The organism is Methylibium sp. Pch-M (assembly GCF_004136295.1).
Classification (GTDB): Bacteria; Pseudomonadota; Gammaproteobacteria; order Burkholderiales; family Burkholderiaceae_C; genus Methylibium; species Methylibium petroleiphilum.
In genome coordinates this window covers 3,749,779-3,766,722 of record NZ_CP029606.1, presented here as the reverse complement: position 1 = coordinate 3,766,722, position 16,944 = coordinate 3,749,779, and the positions used below count along the sequence as shown (strand labels likewise).

18 protein-coding genes and 1 tRNA gene are annotated in these 16,944 nt (G+C 66.8%); 11 read left to right on the top strand and 8 right to left on the bottom strand.

Features of this window, described 5'->3' with window-relative positions:
* Window positions 1–16 precede the first annotated feature (16 nt).
* Window positions 17–1,495 (bottom strand): transcription termination factor NusA, encoded by a 1,479-nt coding sequence (gene nusA / locus C1M51_RS18110; protein WP_129451905.1) that lies wholly within the window; start codon window positions 1,493–1,495, stop codon window positions 17–19.
* The gene (gene rimP, locus C1M51_RS18105; RefSeq protein ID WP_129451904.1) at window positions 1,492–2,025 is read right to left on the bottom strand and encodes a ribosome maturation factor RimP; all 534 of its coding nucleotides are present in this window, start codon (window positions 2,023–2,025) and stop codon (window positions 1,492–1,494) included. Before rimP ends, nusA begins: the two co-directional genes overlap by 4 nt.
* A gap of 249 nt (window positions 2,026–2,274) precedes the next feature.
* On the opposite strand from rimP, the gene fabI reads away from it, so the two are divergent.
* Window positions 2,275–3,060: an enoyl-ACP reductase FabI gene (gene fabI / locus C1M51_RS18100; RefSeq protein ID WP_129451903.1), complete on the top strand. Its 786-nt coding sequence runs from the start codon at window positions 2,275–2,277 to the stop codon at window positions 3,058–3,060.
* Window positions 3,061–3,102: 42 nt separating this feature from the next.
* Here fabI and C1M51_RS18095 read toward each other — a convergent pair whose 3' ends face one another.
* Complete coding sequence (locus C1M51_RS18095; protein WP_129451902.1) at window positions 3,103–5,364, bottom strand: arginine/lysine/ornithine decarboxylase; 2,262 nt, start codon at window positions 5,362–5,364, stop codon at window positions 3,103–3,105.
* Window positions 5,365–5,527: 163 nt separating this feature from the next.
* Between C1M51_RS18095 and C1M51_RS18090 the strand changes: the two genes are divergently transcribed.
* The 5 genes from C1M51_RS18090 to C1M51_RS18070 all read left to right on the top strand — a co-directional run bounded on the left by C1M51_RS18090 (window position 5,528) and on the right by C1M51_RS18070 (window position 8,220).
* Window positions 5,528–5,956: an NfeD family protein gene (locus C1M51_RS18090; protein WP_129451901.1), complete on the top strand. Its 429-nt coding sequence runs from the start codon at window positions 5,528–5,530 to the stop codon at window positions 5,954–5,956.
* A 27-nt stretch (window positions 5,957–5,983) separates the two neighbouring features.
* The gene (locus C1M51_RS18085; RefSeq protein WP_036232483.1) at window positions 5,984–6,901 is read left to right on the top strand and encodes an SPFH domain-containing protein; all 918 of its coding nucleotides are present in this window, start codon (window positions 5,984–5,986) and stop codon (window positions 6,899–6,901) included.
* A 7-nt stretch (window positions 6,902–6,908) separates the two neighbouring features.
* On the top strand, window positions 6,909–7,265 hold the full coding sequence (locus C1M51_RS18080) for a DUF2237 family protein (RefSeq protein WP_129451900.1): 357 nt from the start codon (window positions 6,909–6,911) through the stop codon (window positions 7,263–7,265).
* Window positions 7,266–7,423: 158 nt separating this feature from the next.
* Window positions 7,424–7,825, top strand: coding sequence for a hypothetical protein (locus C1M51_RS18075; protein ID WP_129451899.1), 402 nt, complete (start codon window positions 7,424–7,426; stop codon window positions 7,823–7,825).
* A gap of 104 nt (window positions 7,826–7,929) precedes the next feature.
* Window positions 7,930–8,220, top strand: a complete 291-nt coding sequence (locus tag C1M51_RS18070) for a hypothetical protein (RefSeq protein WP_129451898.1) — start codon at window positions 7,930–7,932, stop codon at window positions 8,218–8,220.
* A 46-nt stretch (window positions 8,221–8,266) separates the two neighbouring features.
* On the opposite strand, the gene C1M51_RS18065 is transcribed toward C1M51_RS18070, so the two are convergent.
* Window positions 8,267–8,497 carry a hypothetical protein gene (locus C1M51_RS18065; protein ID WP_129451897.1) on the bottom strand — a complete coding sequence of 77 codons (231 nt, stop codon included), beginning with the start codon at window positions 8,495–8,497 and terminating at the stop codon, window positions 8,267–8,269.
* Between the two features lie 295 nt (window positions 8,498–8,792).
* Between C1M51_RS18065 and C1M51_RS18060 the strand changes: the two genes are divergently transcribed.
* Complete coding sequence (locus C1M51_RS18060) at window positions 8,793–9,776, top strand: MDR family oxidoreductase (protein WP_129451896.1); 984 nt, start codon at window positions 8,793–8,795, stop codon at window positions 9,774–9,776.
* A 92-nt stretch (window positions 9,777–9,868) separates the two neighbouring features.
* Here the strand turns inward: C1M51_RS18060 and C1M51_RS18055 are convergent.
* The 4 genes from C1M51_RS18055 to C1M51_RS18040 all read right to left on the bottom strand — a co-directional run bounded on the left by C1M51_RS18055 (window position 9,869) and on the right by C1M51_RS18040 (window position 13,275).
* Window positions 9,869–9,959 (bottom strand) — tRNA-Ser (locus C1M51_RS18055).
* Window positions 9,960–10,043: 84 nt separating this feature from the next.
* Window positions 10,044–11,171: a branched-chain amino acid ABC transporter substrate-binding protein gene (locus C1M51_RS18050; RefSeq protein WP_011829535.1), complete on the bottom strand. Its 1,128-nt coding sequence runs from the start codon at window positions 11,169–11,171 to the stop codon at window positions 10,044–10,046.
* 192 nt (window positions 11,172–11,363) lie between these two features.
* Window positions 11,364–11,798 carry a DNA polymerase III subunit chi gene (locus C1M51_RS18045; RefSeq protein ID WP_129451895.1) on the bottom strand — a complete coding sequence of 145 codons (435 nt, stop codon included), beginning with the start codon at window positions 11,796–11,798 and terminating at the stop codon, window positions 11,364–11,366.
* Window positions 11,799–11,820: 22 nt separating this feature from the next.
* Entirely contained in the window at window positions 11,821–13,275 is a 1,455-nt protein-coding gene (locus C1M51_RS18040) for a leucyl aminopeptidase (RefSeq protein ID WP_129451894.1), read from the bottom strand.
* A gap of 26 nt (window positions 13,276–13,301) precedes the next feature.
* On the opposite strand from C1M51_RS18040, the gene lptF reads away from it, so the two are divergent.
* From lptF to C1M51_RS18020, 4 genes are all read left to right on the top strand, one after another.
* Entirely contained in the window at window positions 13,302–14,393 is a 1,092-nt protein-coding gene (gene lptF / locus C1M51_RS18035; RefSeq protein WP_129451893.1) for an LPS export ABC transporter permease LptF, read from the top strand.
* A gap of 9 nt (window positions 14,394–14,402) precedes the next feature.
* Entirely contained in the window at window positions 14,403–15,524 is a 1,122-nt protein-coding gene (gene lptG, locus C1M51_RS18030; protein WP_129451892.1) for an LPS export ABC transporter permease LptG, read from the top strand.
* Between the two features lie 11 nt (window positions 15,525–15,535).
* Window positions 15,536–15,919, top strand: coding sequence for a sirohydrochlorin chelatase (locus C1M51_RS18025; RefSeq protein WP_129452266.1), 384 nt, complete (start codon window positions 15,536–15,538; stop codon window positions 15,917–15,919).
* A gap of 68 nt (window positions 15,920–15,987) precedes the next feature.
* Complete coding sequence (locus C1M51_RS18020) at window positions 15,988–16,941, top strand: CysB family HTH-type transcriptional regulator (RefSeq protein ID WP_129451891.1); 954 nt, start codon at window positions 15,988–15,990, stop codon at window positions 16,939–16,941.
* Window positions 16,942–16,944 lie beyond the last annotated feature (3 nt).

Genomic DNA, 16,944 nt, shown 5'->3' with positions numbered 1-16,944 from the left:
CGGTGCGTGCGGCGCTTCAGGCAGTGAACCAGTGCTCGCGCGCCTTCATGATCAGGGCCTTCGCCTGCTCGTCGGCCACGCCGGTCAGCTCGGTCAGTTCGTCGACCGCGAGATCGGCCAGATCGTCGCGCGTGTGGATGCCGCCTTCGGCCAGCCTGGCGATCAGATCGGCATCGAGCCCCTCGAGGTCGCGCAGATCCTGCGAAACGCTTTCGAGCTTCTCTTCCTGGGCGATCTCCATCGTCAGCAGCGCGTCCTTGGCCCGTGTGCGCAACTCGTGGACGGTGTCCTCATCGAAGGATTCCATCTCCAGCATTTCCTGCAGCGGCACGTAGGCCACTTCCTCGAGACTGGTGAAGCCCTCGGCGATCAGGATGTCGGCCACCTCGGCATCAACGTCGAGCTTCTCGACGAACAGCTTGCGGATCGACTCCGACTCGGTCGCCTGCTTGTCCTGCGACTCCTCGGCGCTCATGATGTTGATGCGCCAGCCGGTCAGCTCGGACGCGAGGCGCACGTTCTGGCCGCCGCGGCCGATGGCGATGGCGAGGTTCTCCTCGTCGACCACCACGTCCATCGCATGCTTTTCCTCGTCGACCACGATCGACTGCACATTGGCCGGCGCCAACGCGCCGATCACGAACTGCGCCGGATCGGCCGACCACAGCACGATGTCGACACGCTCGCCAGCCAGTTCGTTGGTGACGGCATTGACGCGCGAGCCGCGCACACCCACGCAGGTGCCGATCGGGTCGACCCGCTTGTCGTGCGACAGCACGGCGATCTTGGCGCGCGAGCCGGCATCGCGGGCGCAGCTCTTGATCTCGAGCAGGCCCTGCTCGATCTCCGGTACCTCGTGGCGGAACAGTTCCACCATGAAGCCAGGTGCGCTGCGCGACAGCATGATCTGCGGCCCGCGTTGCGTGGTGTCCACTTCCGTGATGTAGGCGCGCACACGGTCGCCGGTGCGGAGGTTTTCCTTGGCGATCAGCTCACTGCGCTTCAGACGCCCCTCGACCCGGCCGCTCTCGACGACGAGGTCGCCCTTGTCGAGGCGCTTGACGGTACCGACGAAGATCTTGTCGCCGCGTGACAGGAAATCATTGAGCAACTGCTCGCGCTCGGCGTCGCGCACTTTCTGCAGGATCACCTGCTTGGCGGCCTGCGCACCGATGCGCCCGATCGACACCGACTCGATGGCTTCCTCGATGTAGTCGCCTTCCTCGATGTCGTCGATGCGGTCGCGGGCATCGGTCAGCAATTCCTCGGCGTCGGCGTTCTGCAGGCCGGCGCTGTCAGGCACGACGAGCCAGCGGCGAAAGGTCTCGTACTCGCCGGTGTCGCGGTCGACCGACACGCGGATGTCGACCTCGCCGCCATGCAATTTCTTGCTCGCCGAGGCGAGCGCCGCCTCGACGGCCTCGAACACGACATCACGCTCGACGCTCTTCTCGCGAGCGATCGCATCCACAAAGTCCAACAGATCGCGGTTCATTGTTCGTAACCTCCGGGTACCTGCGCCGCGGGCTCGGCTTGCTCCTTGCCCTTGCGGCCCTTGAAGTCCACGACCGGCACGAGCCGGGCGTCGCGAACTTCCTCGAGCGTGAATCCCAAGACCTGATCCTGCTTGCCGTCGTTGAAATGCAGTTCCCAGGCCTCGCCGGCCGCCGCGAGCACGCCCTGGTACTTCTTGCGGCCCTGGAACGGCAGCTTCAGCGTGATGTCGATCCGCTCGCCGGCGAAGCGGGCGTAGTCGGCCGCCTTCTTCAGCGGACGGTCCAGCCCGGGCGAGGAGACCTCGAGCCGCGAGTAATCGCAGTTCTCGACCTCCAGCACATACTGCAACTGGCGGGTCACCTTCTCGCAGTCCTCGACTGTCACGAACTCGCCCGGACCGCTGTCGTAGACCTGCCCCGGCACCCGGTCGATGAACACGCGCAGCAACCCCTGCGAGCCCCGCTCGCATTCCACCAACTCATAACCGAAACCGGTCACGGTTTTCTCAACGGCTGCCTGCCAACTCATCGACTGAAGGTTCCCGGGCCGAAACCCGCTCCATGAACTGCAATAAAGAACGACCGCAAAAACAATCGAACAAAAAAAAAGGGCTGGAATCTCCGGCCCAATTTCTTGTCTGGCGAAATCTGGTCTAGCGAAGCAGGGATTGTAGCGTGGGCACGCACTACCGGCAAGCATCGGGGGTGTCAAGAGCGCGGCGGGACCACCCCGTCGTGCCAGAATTTCGGGTTGCAAACAGTGGGATGGAGACACGACATGGGCTTTCTCGCCGGCAAGCGGCTGCTGATCACCGGACTGCTGTCCAACCGCTCGATCGCCTACGGCATCGCCCGCGCCTGCCGGCGCGAAGGCGCCGAACTGGCTTTCAGCTATGTCGGCGAGCGCTTCAAGGAGCGGACCACCGAATTCGCCCGCGAATTCGACTCCAGCCTGATCTTCGACTGCGACGTCGCCGACGACGCCCAGATCGCCGCGATGTTCCAGCAACTCGCCCAGACCTGGCCCCAATTCGACGGTTTCGTCCACTCGATCGGCTTCGCGCCGCGTGAGGCGATCGCCGGCGACTTCCTCGACGGCCTGAGCCGCGAGGCCTTCCGCGTCGCCCACGACATCTCCTCGTACAGCTTCCCGGCGCTGGCCAAGGCGGCGGCGCCGCTGCTGACCCCGAAGGCCGCGTTGCTGACGCTGACCTACCTGGGCGCCGAGCGGGTGGTGCCGAACTACAACACCATGGGCCTGGCCAAGGCCTCGCTGGAGGCCAGCGTGCGCTACCTCGCCGGCAGCCTGGGCCCTAGAGGGGTGCGGGTCAACGGCATCTCGGCCGGCCCGATCAAGACGCTGGCAGCGTCGGGCATCAAGGGCTTCGGCAAGATCCTCGACGTGGTGGAGAACAACGCCCCGCTGCGCCGCAACGTGACGATCGACGACGTCGGCAACGTCGCGGCGTTTCTGCTCAGCGACCTGGCGGCCGGCGTCACGGCCGAGATCACCTACGTCGACGGCGGCTTCAGCCGGGTCGCCAGCGGCATGGCCGACGCCTGATCCCTGCTGCCGGAGGCGGTCGATCGCCTCGGGACGCCGACCTTACTGCTTCACGCAGTCCACGGCGTAGCGGCGCTCGCCGCTGTCGGTTTCCTCCTCGACCAGACCGTGCACATCGGTGTCGAAACCGGGGAACCGACGGTTGAAGTCGCGGGTGAAGCGCAGGTAGTCGACGATCTTCTTGTTGAAGCGCTCGCCCGGAATCAGCAGCGGGATGCCCGGCGGGTAGGGCGTCAGCAGCGAGGTCGTGATGCGCCCTTCCAGGCTCTCGATCTCCACCCGCTCGGTCTTGCGGTGCGCGATGTGGGCGTAGGCCTCGCTGGGCTTCATCGCCGGCTGCAGGTCCGACAGGTACATCTCGGTGGTCAGCCGGGCGATGTCGCCCTTGACATAGGCCTCGTGGATGCTCTGCGCCAGGTCGCGCAGCCCCATGCGCTCGTAGCGCGGGTGCGCGGCGCAGAACTCCGGCAGGATGCGCCACAGCGGCGCGTTCTTGTCGTAGTCGTCCTTGAACTGCTGCAGTGCGGTCAGCAGCGTGTTCCAGCGGCCCTTGGTGATGCCGATCGTGAACATGATGAAGAACGAGTACAGCCCGGTCTTCTCGACGATCACGCCATGCTCGGCCAGGAACTTCGTGACGATCGAGGCCGGGATGCCGGTCTTGGCGAACTTGCCGGCCACGTCGAGTCCCGGCGTCACGAGCGTCGACTTGATCGGGTCGAGCATGTTGAAGCCTTCGGCCAGCGGGCCGAAGCCGTGCCACTTGGCGTCGGCCTTGATCATCCAGTCCTCGGGCTTGCCGATGCCGTCCTCGGCCAGCTTGTCCGGGCCCCAGACCTTGAACCACCAGTCCTTGCCGAATTCCTTGTCGACCTTGCGCATCGCACGCCGGAAGTCGAGCGCTTCCTGGATGCTCTCTTCCACCAGCGCGGTGCCACCTGGCGGCTCCATCATCGCGGCCGCCACGTCGCAGCTCGCGATGATCGCGTACTGCGGCGAGGTCGAGGTGTGCATCAGATAGGCCTCGTTGAACAGGTGGCGGTCGAGCTTGGTGTTCTGAGCGTCCTGCACCAGCACCTGAGAAGCCTGGCTGATGCCGGCCAGGAGCTTGTGGGTCGACTGCGTGGCGTAGACCACCGCTTCCTTCGGCCGCGGACGGTTCTTGCCCATCGCGTGGTAGCTGCCGTAGAACTTGTGGAAGGCTGCGTGGGGCAGCCAGGCCTCGTCGAAATGCACCGTGTCGATCCAGCCGTCGAGCAGTCCCTTGATGGTCTCGGTGTTGTAGAGCACGCCGTCGTAGGTGCTTTGCGTCAACGTCAGGATGCGCGGCTTGACCGCGGCCGGGTCCACGTGCGCGAGCAGCGGGTTCGCCGCGATGCGCTTGCGGATCGCCGCGGGCTCGAACTCGGCCTTCGGGATCGGGCCGATGATGCCCAGGTGGTTGCGCGTCGGCGGCAGGAATACCGGCACCGCGCCGGTCATGATGATCGCGTGCAGGATGGACTTGTGGCAGTTGCGGTCCACCACCACCACGTCGTCTGGCGCCACGGTGTGGTGCCAGACCATCTTGTTGCTGGTGCTGGTGCCGTTGGTGACGAAGAAGCAGTGGTCGGCGTTGAAGATGCGGGCCGCATTGCGCTCGCTCTGAGCCACCGGGCCGGTGTGGTCGAGCAACTGGCCGAGCTCGTCGACCGAGTTGCAGACGTCGGCGCGCAGCATGTTCTCGCCGAAGAACTGGTGGAACATCTGCCCGACCGGGCTCTTCAGGAACGCCACGCCGCCGCTGTGGCCAGGGCAGTGCCAGGAATAGGAGCCATCCTGCGCGTAGTCGACCAATGCCTTGAAGAACGGCGGCGCCAGTCCGTCGAGATAGCTCCTGGCCTCGCGGATGATGTGGCGGGCCACGAACTCGGGCGTGTCCTCGAACATGTGGATGAAGCCATGCAGTTCGCGCAGCACGTCGTTGGGCAGGTGCTGCGAGGTGCGGGTCTCACCGTACAGGTAGATCGGGATCTCCAGGTTCTTGCGGCGGATCTCGCGGATGAACTGGCGCAGGTTCAGCACGGCCGGCGCGAGTTCGGGCCCCTCGTGAGTGAACTCGTTGTCGTCGATCGACAGGATGAAGGCACTGGCGCGGCTCTGCTGCTGAGCGAACTGGCTCAGGTCGCCGTAGCTGGTGACGCCCAGGATCTCGAAACCTTCCTTGACGATCGCGTCCGCCAGCGCACGGATGCCCAGTCCGGAGGTGTTCTCGGAGCGAAAGTCCTCGTCGATGATGACGATGGGGAAACGAAAGTGCTGCATCTGGAGGCCTCCGGCGGGCGCTGCTGGCGGGACCACCCCGCTCAAGGAAGCGCGGAGTTTAGGGCTACATCTGCAACGGCTCGATGAGCCGGGGCACGAAACGCTGCGTCGTACACTGAACGCAACATTGTTCGTCAGACGCAAGCACATCCGAGGAGGCCCGATGGACTGGAGTGCCGCCACCTGGTGGTGGATCGCGAGCGGCGCGCTGGTCGCGGCCGAGCTGACCACCGGCACCTTCTACCTCCTGATGCTCGCGCTGGGCTGCGTGGTGGCGGCCGTCGCCGCCCACACCGGCCTCAGCTTCAGTGTCCAGCTGCTCGTGGCGGCACTGGTCGGCGGCGGTGCGGTGATCGCCTGGCACCTGAAGCGCCTGCGTCGACCCGCGGCGGCTGCCGCTGGCGCCGACCGCAACGTCAATCTCGACATCGGCGAGCGCGTGCATGTCGGCGAATGGCTGCCCGACGGTTCGGCCACGGTCAGCTACCGCGGCGCGCAGTGGAGCGCGCGCTATGCCGGAGACGGCGCGCCCTCGCCCGGCGAGCACGTGATCCGCGCCATCGACGGCTCGCGCTTGCTGCTGGTTCGCTGATTGCCCTTCCTTCTTCCGGGATGCCCCATGGAAATCGTCGCCATCGTCTTCTTCGTCATCGCCATCATCTTCATCGCGCGCTCGATCAAGGTCGTGCCGCAGCAGAGCGCCTGGGTCGTGGAGCGGCTTGGCAAGTACCACGCGACGCTCGTCCCCGGCCTGAACTTCCTGGTGCCCTTCGTCGACCGCCTCGCCTATCGGCATTCGCTGAAGGAGATTCCGCTGGACGTGCCGAGCCAGGTCTGCATCACCAAGGACAACACCCAGCTCACTGTCGACGGCATCCTCTATTTCCAGGTCACCGACCCGATGCGCGCCAGCTACGGCGCATCCAACTACATCCTCGCGATCACCCAGCTGGCCCAGACCACGCTGCGCAGCGTGATCGGCAAGATGGAGCTCGACAAGACCTTCGAGGAGCGCAACGCGATCAACGCCGCCGTCGTCCACGCGCTCGACGAGGCGGCGCTGAACTGGGGCGTCAAGGTGCTGCGCTACGAGATCAAGGACCTGACGCCGCCGGCCGCCATCCTGCACGCGATGCAGGCCCAGATCACCGCCGAGCGCGAGAAGCGCGCGCTGATCGCGGCCTCCGAGGGCCGGCGCCAAGAGCAGATCAACATCGCCACCGGCGAGCGCGAAGCCTTCATCGCCCGCTCCGAGGGCGAGAAGCAGGCCGAGATCAACAACGCGCTGGGCGAGGCCGCTGCCATCACCGCGGTCGCCGAGGCGACCGCCGGCGCGATCCGCCAGATCGCCGCGGCCATCCGCGAGCCCGGCGGCGAACAGGCCGTGCAGCTGAAGGTGGCCGAGCGTGCGGTCGACGCCTACAGCCAGCTCGCCCAGAAGAACAACACCATGATCGTGCCGGGCAACATGAGCGAGGTCTCGGCGCTGATCGGCACGGCGATGACGCTGTTCAACAAGGGCGTGCCGGCGAAGTGAGCCACCCATGGCCCTGAACGTGCTCGGCGAGACGCTGCGCGCCTGCTCCTACGATCCGCTGACCGGCTACTTCCGCGACGGCTGCTGCAGCACCACGGCCGAGGATCTCGGCACACACGTGATCTGCACCCGGGTCACGGCCGCCTTCCTCGCCTTCTCGCGCGAGCGCGGCAACGACCTCGTCACACCCCGGCCGGAGTGGCGTTTTGCCGGCCTGAAGCCAGGCGACCGCTGGTGCCTGTGCGCCCTGCGCTGGAAGGAAGCGCTCGAAGCGGGTGCGGCACCGCCGGTCGTTCTGGAAAGCACGCACGAGCGGGCCCTGGCCTACGTCACGCTGGAGCAGTTGCAGTCCCACGCGTTGTGACCGGCCGGGGCACGGACCACCCGCGCACGTAGGCGCATTCCGACATGCGCCCTGCCCAAAGGCCGACGGCTGGCGCTGACCCGCGCCGGCAGGAAAGGCCGGGCACGCTGGTTACGCTTTCGCCCATGTCAACGACCGCGTGGGAAAGGACCCTGCGTATGCAAGAGGAAAACAATCTGCAGCCGCTCCAACTGCAAATCGCGGCCCTCCGGGCGGCGGAACCTGTCGCCGACGGCGCGGCCATCCTGTTGAAGGCGGATGCCCTGCTTGCCGGTGAGCGCCGCAGCCTGGCCATCGCCATCATGCGTGACCTTGCCCCGCTGGTCGCCGTGACCTTGCTGGCCAAGGCAGCCGAAGCCGGAACATTGCCTGGCGAAGCAAACGCCCCTCCCGTGCCGCCAGCACTCGAGTGCCTGGGCATCGGCGCGGTGGCCGCGCAGGACCCGTCGCGTGTGCGATTGCACTTGCAGTTCGACAACGGGCTGATGCTGCCGGCCGAAATCTCCAAGGAGGCAGCACGCGCTTTGATCCGTGGGCTCGAATCGGAACTGAAAAGCTGACGCCCCCCTCCCCCATCGGAGCCACCCCCCTATCGGGACGCGCCCGTGCCAAGGATCGCCGAAGCTTCGGCACCGCGGCGGTGTCCGCTTTCCCGGGAGCTTCGATGTCCCTGTCTCATGCCAAGTCGCGACCGTTCGGCGCGAGCGACCTGCTGCCTGCGAGCCCGACTGCCGGCAGCAGCGACAGCGAAACGGAGTCCTCGGGTTGGCTCGCTTCGTCGTTCGACCTGAAGTTGGGACTCGATGTCTTCGAGCGCCCCTTGGACAGCCTCCCCAGCGACCAGTTGGAAGCGCTGATCCAGCAGGCCGTCAATCGCGAGCAGGCGGCCTCTCGCGTGAACAGCGTGCACGCGGACCAGCGCCGCAACCAGCGGCGCCGCGAGGACCGCAGCTGAAGCACGCTACGGTCTCGCAAGCTCGCATGGACATCCGCCTTACGGCTCAGCGCGTCTGCTTCTTGAAGGCATCCTGCAACTCACCCGGCAGGGTGTCTATCGGGTGCTCGATCACGGTGAGGCCACTGCGCAACTCGAACGTCGAATCGATCCAATCGCCTTCGTCGCCCTGCCCGGGCTCGCTCAGATCGAGATCGACCGCCAGCGAATTCAGCGGCCGGATCGGCTTGGCAGGAGGCGGAGGCCGGCGTGGCGGCCCGGAACTGTACGCAGCCATCTGATTGCACCCATGGGGAGTGTGCGTAGCCCGAAGCTTAACGCCGTTGGGCCGGATCGCACAGCCGCTTGCGCCGCAGAGCCCGGAAGACGGGCAGCCCGGACGGGTCGAACGCAGCCATTCACCCTGCGTAGTAGCATCTTCCCAGGGAGTCCTCCACTCATCCGCGGATTAGGCGCACGGGGTGCTCAGCACCTCCGGTTCTGGCATGAGCGAAGATAGTTTGGCCCTGTCCCCGAGCCGTCGCTCTGTCGAGACGCGGCTTGATACATGCCATGACCGGAGGAGTTCCCCCATGTTCCGCGCCGTTTTCCTACAGAAGTCCGATACCACCGTCCTCTCCGACATCCGAGAACTCTCCGAGGACAGCTTGCCCGAGGGCGACGTGCTCGTCGCGGTCGACTACTCCACCATCAACTACAAGGACGGCCTGGCCATCACCGGCCGCTTTCCGGTGGTGCGCCAATGGCCGATGGTGCCGGGCATCGACCTGGCCGGCACCGTGGAGTCGAGTGCGAACCCCCGCTTCAAGCCGGGCGACAAGGTGCTGATCAACGGCTATGGCCTCGGCGACGCGCACTGGGGCGGCCTGGCCCAGAAGGCTCGCGTCAAGAGCGAGTGGTTGATCCCTGTGCCGGACCCGTTCTCGACCTTGAACGCCATGGCGATCGGGACGGCCGGCTACACCGCGATGCTGTGCGTGCTGGCGCTCGAGCAGCACGGCGTGCGCCCGGACCGCGGGCCGGTCCTCGTCACCGGCGCCGCCGGGGGCGTGGGCACGATCGCCATCGCGGTGCTGGCCAAACTGGGCTTCGATGTGACGGCCTCCACCGGCCGGCTGGAGGAGGCCGGCTTCCTGCGGGAGCTCGGGGCGAACCACGTCATCGACCGCGCCACGCTGGCCAGCGCCGGCGAGATGCTCGGCGAGGAGAAATGGGCCGGCGCGATCGACACGGTCGGCAGCGCGACGCTTGCCAACGTGTGCGCGGCCACCCAGTACCGCGGCACGGTCGCCGCCTGCGGGCTGGCCCAGGGCCTCGACTTCCCCACCTCCGTGCTGCCGTTCATCCTGCGCAACATCACGCTGTGCGGCATCGACTCGGTGATGGCGCCGTATGCGCTGCGCGTCGAGGCGTGGCAGCGCCTGGCACGCGACCTCGACGTGAAGAAGCTCGACGCCGTGACCCAGGTGCTCGGCCTCGACCAGGCCATTGCGACCGCGAGCGATGTGCTGTCGGGCAAAGTGCGAGGGCGCGCGGTGATCGACGTGAACCGGTGAATCCCGCGCCGGCGCGGCCTCAAGGAAGTAAGCCCCGGTTCACTGGGAAACCGGGGCTTCTCTGTCAGCCGGAACCGCACTGGATTGATCACTGGCGGAGAGAGCGGGATTCGAACCCGCGGAGGGCTGTTAACCCTCACACGCTTTCCAGGCGTGCGACTTAAACCGCTCATCCATCTCTCCGGAGCGACGGATTGTAGCCACGCGCCGACGCAAAAAAGGCGCCTCTCGCGAGGCGCCTTTTTCATCGCGGATGCGGAGGCGTCATCAGTTCAGCGGGACCTTCTTGCCGTCCTTGTAGACGTACAGGGTCATCGCCGGGTTCTTCAGTTCGCCATCGCTCTCGAAGGCCACCTTCGCGGTCACGCCGGTGTAGTTGGTTTCGAACAGCTTCGGACCATAGACCTTGGGGTCGGCCGAGTTGGCGCGCTTCATCGCGTCGACCAGCACAAACACCGCGTCGTAGACGTAGGGCGAGTAGACCTGGAACTGACCCGGATACTTCGCGTCGTACTTGGCCTTCCAGGCAGTGCCGCCGGGCATCTTCTCGAGCGAGGAGCCGCCTTCGGCACAGACCACGTTGCCCAGCGTCTTGGCGCCGGCCGACAGGTCGGCGAGCTTGGCGGTGCACACGCCGTCGCCGCCGAAGAACTTGACGTTCGACAGGCCGAGTTGCTCCATCTGGCGCAGCATCGGGCCGGCTTGCGGGTCCATGCCACCGTAGAACACGCCGTCCGGACCCTTCGACTTGATCGAGGTCAGGATCGCCATGAAGTCGGTGGCCTTGTCGGTGGTGTACTGCTCGTCGACGATCTGGATGCCCTTGGCCTGGGCAGTCTTCTTGAACACCTCGGCCACACCCTGCCCGTAGGCGGTGCGGTCATCGATGATCGCGACCTTCTTGAGCTTGAGGTTGTTGGCGGCGTGCAATGCCAGGCCGGCGCCGAGCGCGTTGTCGTTGGCCAGGATGCGGAAGGCGGTCTTGAAGCCCTGCTGCGTGTACTTGGGGTTCGTTGCCGACGGGGTGATCTCCGGAATGCCGCAGTCGTTGTAGATCTTCGACGCGGGAATGGTCGTGCCGGAGTTCAGGTGACCGACCACACCGTTGACCTTGGCGTCGCACAGCTTGGTGGCGGCGGCCGTACCCTGCTTCGGGTCGGCAGCGTCGTCTTCCGCAACCAGTTCGAACTTGACCTTCTTGCCGCCGATCGTGATGTTCTGGGTGTTGAGTTCCTCGATCGCCATCCGGGCGCCGTTCTCGTTGTCCTTGCCATAGTGGGCCTGGGCACCGGAGATGGGAGCGACGTGGCCGATCTTGATCACTTCCTGGGCCGAGACGGCGCCGGTCGCGAGCAGGGCCGTTGCAAGGGCGATGGCTTTGAGTTTGAGTTGCATGAAGAACCTCCGGGTTGGAAGAAAGATTGAAGAAAACGGGTCGTTCTCAACGGCCGAGACAATACTCCAAAACAGGCACCGCACCGCTCGGGAGACGCCCCGGGAAAACACCGTCGGCGCCGGTGCCAGCGGGCTGCACCTGAAGCTGGAACAGTAGCAAGCCGCAGACCACCTGTTTTTCAGGCGCCGCCTTCAGCCGCGCACCTCGTGCGGGCGGATCTCGTAGCCGCGGCTCTCGAAGTAGCGCCAGCGCTGGCGGCCGGCGCGCCGCTCGTCGTCGTCTTTGCCGACGATCTCGAACAAACGTTCGAAGCTCTCGAAACCGGCCGGCACCTCGGGCCCCAGGTTCACCAGCACCTCGTGGTGAGGTGCGTCGGCGGCCCGGTCCAGCAGCCAGATCGGGGTCGGCGCCAGGCGCTCGGCCGGAGCCGCTCCTGCGCGCAGCCGGGCATGGGGCACGAAGGCCAGCGGATCGAAAGTCCACAGCATCACGTCGAGCTGGGCGAGCCGCTCGCTCGACGACGCCGTGACGGCCACCCGGGCGCCTCGCTGGTAGGCCTTCGTCAGCAGGCGGCAGGCGTGCGCCAGCGGATCGGCCGCACCGTGATGGAAGTTGATCTCCGTCAAGCAGGCCCCCCGCGCGCCGACTTCAACGAGCGCGCGACAGCACGAAGTGCGTGAGCAGCGGCACCGGCCGACCGGTCGCTCCCTTGGCCGCGCCGGACTTCCAGGCCGTGCCGGCGATGTCGAGGTGGGCCCAGCGGTACTTGGCAGTGAACTTCTTGAGGAACATCGCCGCGGTGATGGCTCCGCCGGCGCGGCCGCCGACATTGCCCATGTCGGCGAAGTTGCTGCGCAGCGCTTCCTCGTACTCGTCGTCGAGCGGCATGCGCCAGGCCGGGTCGAGGCCGGCGCTGCCGGCGTCGAGCAGCGCATCGGCGAGCGCGTCGTCGGCGCTGAACAGGCCGCTGCGATGGTGACCCAACGCGATGACGCAGGCGCCGGTCAGCGTGGCGATGTCGATCACCACGGCCGGCTTGAACCGCTCGGCATAGGTCAGCGCGTCACACAGGATGAGGCGCCCCTCGGCGTCGGTGTTGAGTACCTCGATCGTCTGGCCCGACATCGAGGTCACCACGTCGCCCGGCTTGATGGCGCGCCCGCTGGGCATGTTCTCGCAGCTCGGGATGAGGCCCACCACGTTGACCTGCGGCTGAAGTTCCGCGAGCGCCCGGAAGCTGCCGAGCACGCTGGCTGCGCCGCCCATGTCGTACTTCATCTCGTCCATTTCGGCCGCCGGCTTGATGGAAATGCCGCCGGTGTCGAAGGTGATGCCCTTGCCTACCAGCACCACCGGCGCATCGCTTCGCGACGCGCCGTCATAGCGCAGCACGATGAACTTAGGCGGCTCATCGGAGCCCTGCGCCACGGCGAGGAAGGAACCCATGCCGAGCTTCTCGCAAGCCTTGCGGTCGAGCACGTCGACCTTGATCCGCGGCAGCTTGGCGAGCTTGCGCGCCTCGGCCGCCAGGAAGCCGGGCGTGCAGTGGTTGCCGGGCCGATTGGCGCACTCGCGCGCCAGCGCCACACCAAGGGCGATCGCCGCGCCGCGCGACAGCCCGGTCTGCGCCACCTTGGCTTCCGTCTTGTCGACCAGCAGGGTGATCTTCTGCAGCGCTGGCGCGGGGCTCGCGCTGGGCTTGGTGTGGCGGTAGCTGTAGGTGGCGTCGGACGCTGCCGCCGCGGCAGCCTCGGCGTGGGAGGCCTCGATCGCGCCGCTTGCGGCCACCGCCAGGTGCTTCACGCCCAGCGGCTTGATCAGGCCCAAGCCCGCGGCCATGGCCGCCTTGAAGGCCTTGGGCCCCGCATCGCCGGCCACGGCGAACACGACGCGCGCCGCCTTCACGCCCACCGGCCGGTGCAGATAAAGCGTGCGACCGGCCTTGAAGGCCAGGTCGCCGGCCGTGATCGCATCGGACAGCACGCGATCGAGCGGCTCGTCCAGGCCCTGCTGCTTCGGATCGCCGGCCACCACGATCAAGAGCGCATCGGCGCTGACCTTCGAAAGGCTGGAGGTCGACGTGGCGAGAATGCGAAAGTCCATAATGCGATCCGTTTGAAATCCAATTGATGTTATTCGATTCCACTCTGCGCCGAGACCTTGCCAGGAGCTTTGGCGCGACCCTCGTCGTGATCATGACCATCGTGATCACGATGTTCCTCATCCGCACGCTCGGCCAGGCGGCGGGCGGCTCGGTGGCCGCGCAGGACGTCGCGCTGCTGCTTGGCTATGTGGCTCTCGAGAACTTGCCTACCATCCTCAGCCTGTCGCTGTTCATCGCGGTGGTGACGACGCTCACGCGCATGTACCGCGACAGCGAGATGGTGATCTGGTTCGCCAGTGGCGTGGGCCTGCTGCGTTTCGTGCCGCCGGTGCTGCGGCTGACCGCGCCACTGCTGCTGCTGGTGGCTCTGCTGGCCTTGTTCGTCTGGCCCTGGGGCAACCGCCAGATCGCCGAGCTGAAGGATCGTTACCAGCGGCGCTCGGACGTGGCGCGCGTGGCACCCGGCCAGTTCCAGAGCTCGGCCGACGGCAAGCGCACCTTCTTCATCGAGCGCGACACCGGGGAAGGCAACATCGCGCGCAACGTGTTCGTCCTGGAGCGCAAGCCCGACAGCGAGAGCGTGACCTCGGCACGCACCGGGCGCATCGAGATGGACGGCGACCAGCGTTTCGTCGTGCTCGAAAGTGGACAGCGCAACGATATCAACCTCGCCACCGGCGAGCGCAAGCTCGCTCAGTTCGACAGCTACCGCGTGCTGGCCGGCGAAGCGGTCAGCAGCGGCGCCGACAACCTGCCGCCGAAGGCGCGCAGCACCTGGGATCTGCTCACGCAGCCGAGCAACCGGCACTTCGGCGAGCTCGCCTGGCGCATCGGACTGGCCGTCGGTGGCATCAACCTGGTGTTGCTGGGCATCGGCCTGGCGGGCGGCAACCCGCGGCGTGCCGGCAGCTGGAACCTGCTGTTTGCACTGCTCGCCTTCGTGGTCTATTTCAACCTGCTGAACCTCAGCCAGGCCTGGGTCGCCAGCGGCAAGCTCGAGATCGGCATCGTGCTGCTGCTCATCCACGGCGGCAGCTTCGTGCTGGCTGTTTCGTTGCTCTGGTGGCGCGAACGCGGCGCGTCGTTCGGACTGCGCCGTCGGCGCGCGGGCACCTGAGTCCTCCCCATGCGCACGGTCCGCCGTCTCCTGTATGCCGACGTCCTGGGCGCGGTGACCTTCGTCGCCGTGTCCTTCCTGTCGCTGTTCTTCTTCATCGACTTTGTGGAGGAGCTCGACGACATTGGCCGTGGCGCCTACCGCGTGCACCACGCGGCCCTGTACTGCCTGCTGGAGCTGCCGGGACGCCTGTACGAACTGCTGCCGATCGCGGTGCTGATCGGCACCATCTACGCGATGGCCAGGCTGGCACAGTCATCGGAGTTCACCATTCTGCGCACCGGCGGCCTGGGTCCGGGCCGGGCCCTGTCGCTGCTCGCCAAGCTCGGACTGGCGTTCGCGGTGCTGACCTTCGTGGTCGGCGACTACGTCGGCCCCTATTTCGACGCCAAGGCGCAGACGCTCCGTTCCACGCTGCGCGGCTCGGCCTCCGGCGGCGGCAACAACAGCGCCTGGCTGAAGGACCGGCGAGCCGCCGCGCCGGGGGAGCTGCCGGCCGGAGAACGCATCGATTCGATCAACGTCGGCAACGTCGGGCCCGACGGCCTGCTCGACGACGTGCGCATCTACGAGTTCAGCGAGGATGGCCAGCTGCTGGCGCGCGTGGCCGCGGAGCATGCCGTGGTCGAAGACGGTGCCTGGCGCCTGAAAAAGGTGCGTCTCACGCGCTGGCATGCAGCGAGCGGCGATGGCCTGCCGGTCGACGAGCGGCGCGACGAACTGCGCTGGCCGACCCGCCTGACGCCTTCGGTGGTCGGTGCGGCCGTCTCGCCGCTCAAGAGCATGTCGACCGTCGATCTCTACCGATACATGAGCCACCTGTCCCAGAACGAGCAGGCCGCGCAGCGCCAGGAAATCCAGTTCTGGAAGAAGGCGCTCTACCCGCTGGCCTGCTTGGTGATGGTGGGCCTGGCCCTGCCGTTCGCCTACCTGCACGCGCGCGCCGGCGGCGTCAGCGTCAAGGTGTTCGGCGGCATCCTGCTGGGCATCAGCTTCGTGCTGCTGAACAACGTGTCGACCCACCTCGGCCTGCTGCGCGATTGGACGCCCTGGATCGCGGCCGCAGCACCCGGCGCTTTCTACCTGCTGTTGTCGATGGCGGCCTTCAGCTGGCTCGTGCGCTACCGGTGAGCGGGAACCGCATGCAGCAGCACGGCATCCTCCTGTTCGCCCACGGCGCCCGTGACCCGCTGTGGGCCCGGCCCTTCGAGGCGGTGGCCCGGCGGTTGCAGGACCGCGCGCCGGACACGCCGGTCGTGCTGGCCTACCTGGAGTTCATGAGCCCGGACCTGCGCAGCGCGGCCCATGCCCTGGCGGCACAGGGTTGCACCGCCGTGAGCGTGCTGCCGTTGTTCCTGGGCGCAGGCGGGCATGTGCGCAAGGACCTGCCGGCGCTGCTGGACGGCGTGCGTGGCGAACTGCCGACGGTGCGCTGGGAGCTCGCCCCCGCGATCGGGGAGATCGACTCGGTGGTCGCCGCGATGGCCGATGCCGCCTGGGCGCTGCTGCAGCCGCCGGCCCGCTGAGAGCGCAGCCTCGGTGGCACTGAGATAATTTCGCGTCACCCGTCTCGCGCAGTCGCGCGCACCGCCCGATGAACCTGCATCAGTTCCGATTCGTCCAGGAAGCCGTGCGCCGCAATCTCAACCTGACCGAGACCGCAAAGGCCCTGCACACGTCCCAGCCCGGCATTTCCAAGGCCATCCTCGAACTCGAGGGCGAGCTCGGCATCGACATCTTCGCGCGCCATGGCAAGCGGCTCAAGCGCATCACCGAGCCGGGCCAGCAGGTTCTCTCGGCCATCGAGATCATCATGCGCGAGGTCGGCAACCTCAAGCGCATCGGCGAGGAGTACAGCCAGCAGGATGCCGGCACCCTGTCGATCGCCACCACCCACACCCAGGCTCGCTACGTGCTTCCGGGCCCGGTGGCTGCGCTGCGCAAGCGCCATCCCAAGGTGGCAATCAGCCTGCACCAGGGCACGCCCGAGCAGGTGGCACAGATGCTGATCGACGAGACCGCCGAGGTCGGGCTGGCGACCGAGTCGCTGAGCGATTTCGAGTCCCTGGTCACCCTGCCCTGCTACGACTGGCAGCACGTGGTGGTGCTGCCGCTGAACCATCCACTCGCGGCGCACGAACGGCTGAACCTGGAGCAACTGGCCCAGGAGCCGCTGATCTCCTACCACCCGTCCTTCACGGGCCGTACCCGCATCGACCAGGCCTTCGCCACGCGCGGACTCAAGCCGAACATCGTGCTGGAGGCGATCGACTCCGACGTCATCAAGACCTACGTCCGGCTCGGCCTGGGTGTGGGCATCGTGGCAGAGATGGCGGTGCGCGACGATCCTGCCTGCGCACCGGGCGGCGATCTCGTCACGCGTGCGGCCGGCCAGCTGTTCGGCAACAACGTTGCCCGGCTCGCCTTCAAGCGGGGGGCCTACCTGCGCAACTTCGTCTACGGTTTCGCCGAACTGCTATCCGACCGGCTGACCCGCGACCTGATCACCCGCGCATTGCAGGGCGACGCCGAGAACTACGAACTGTGAAGC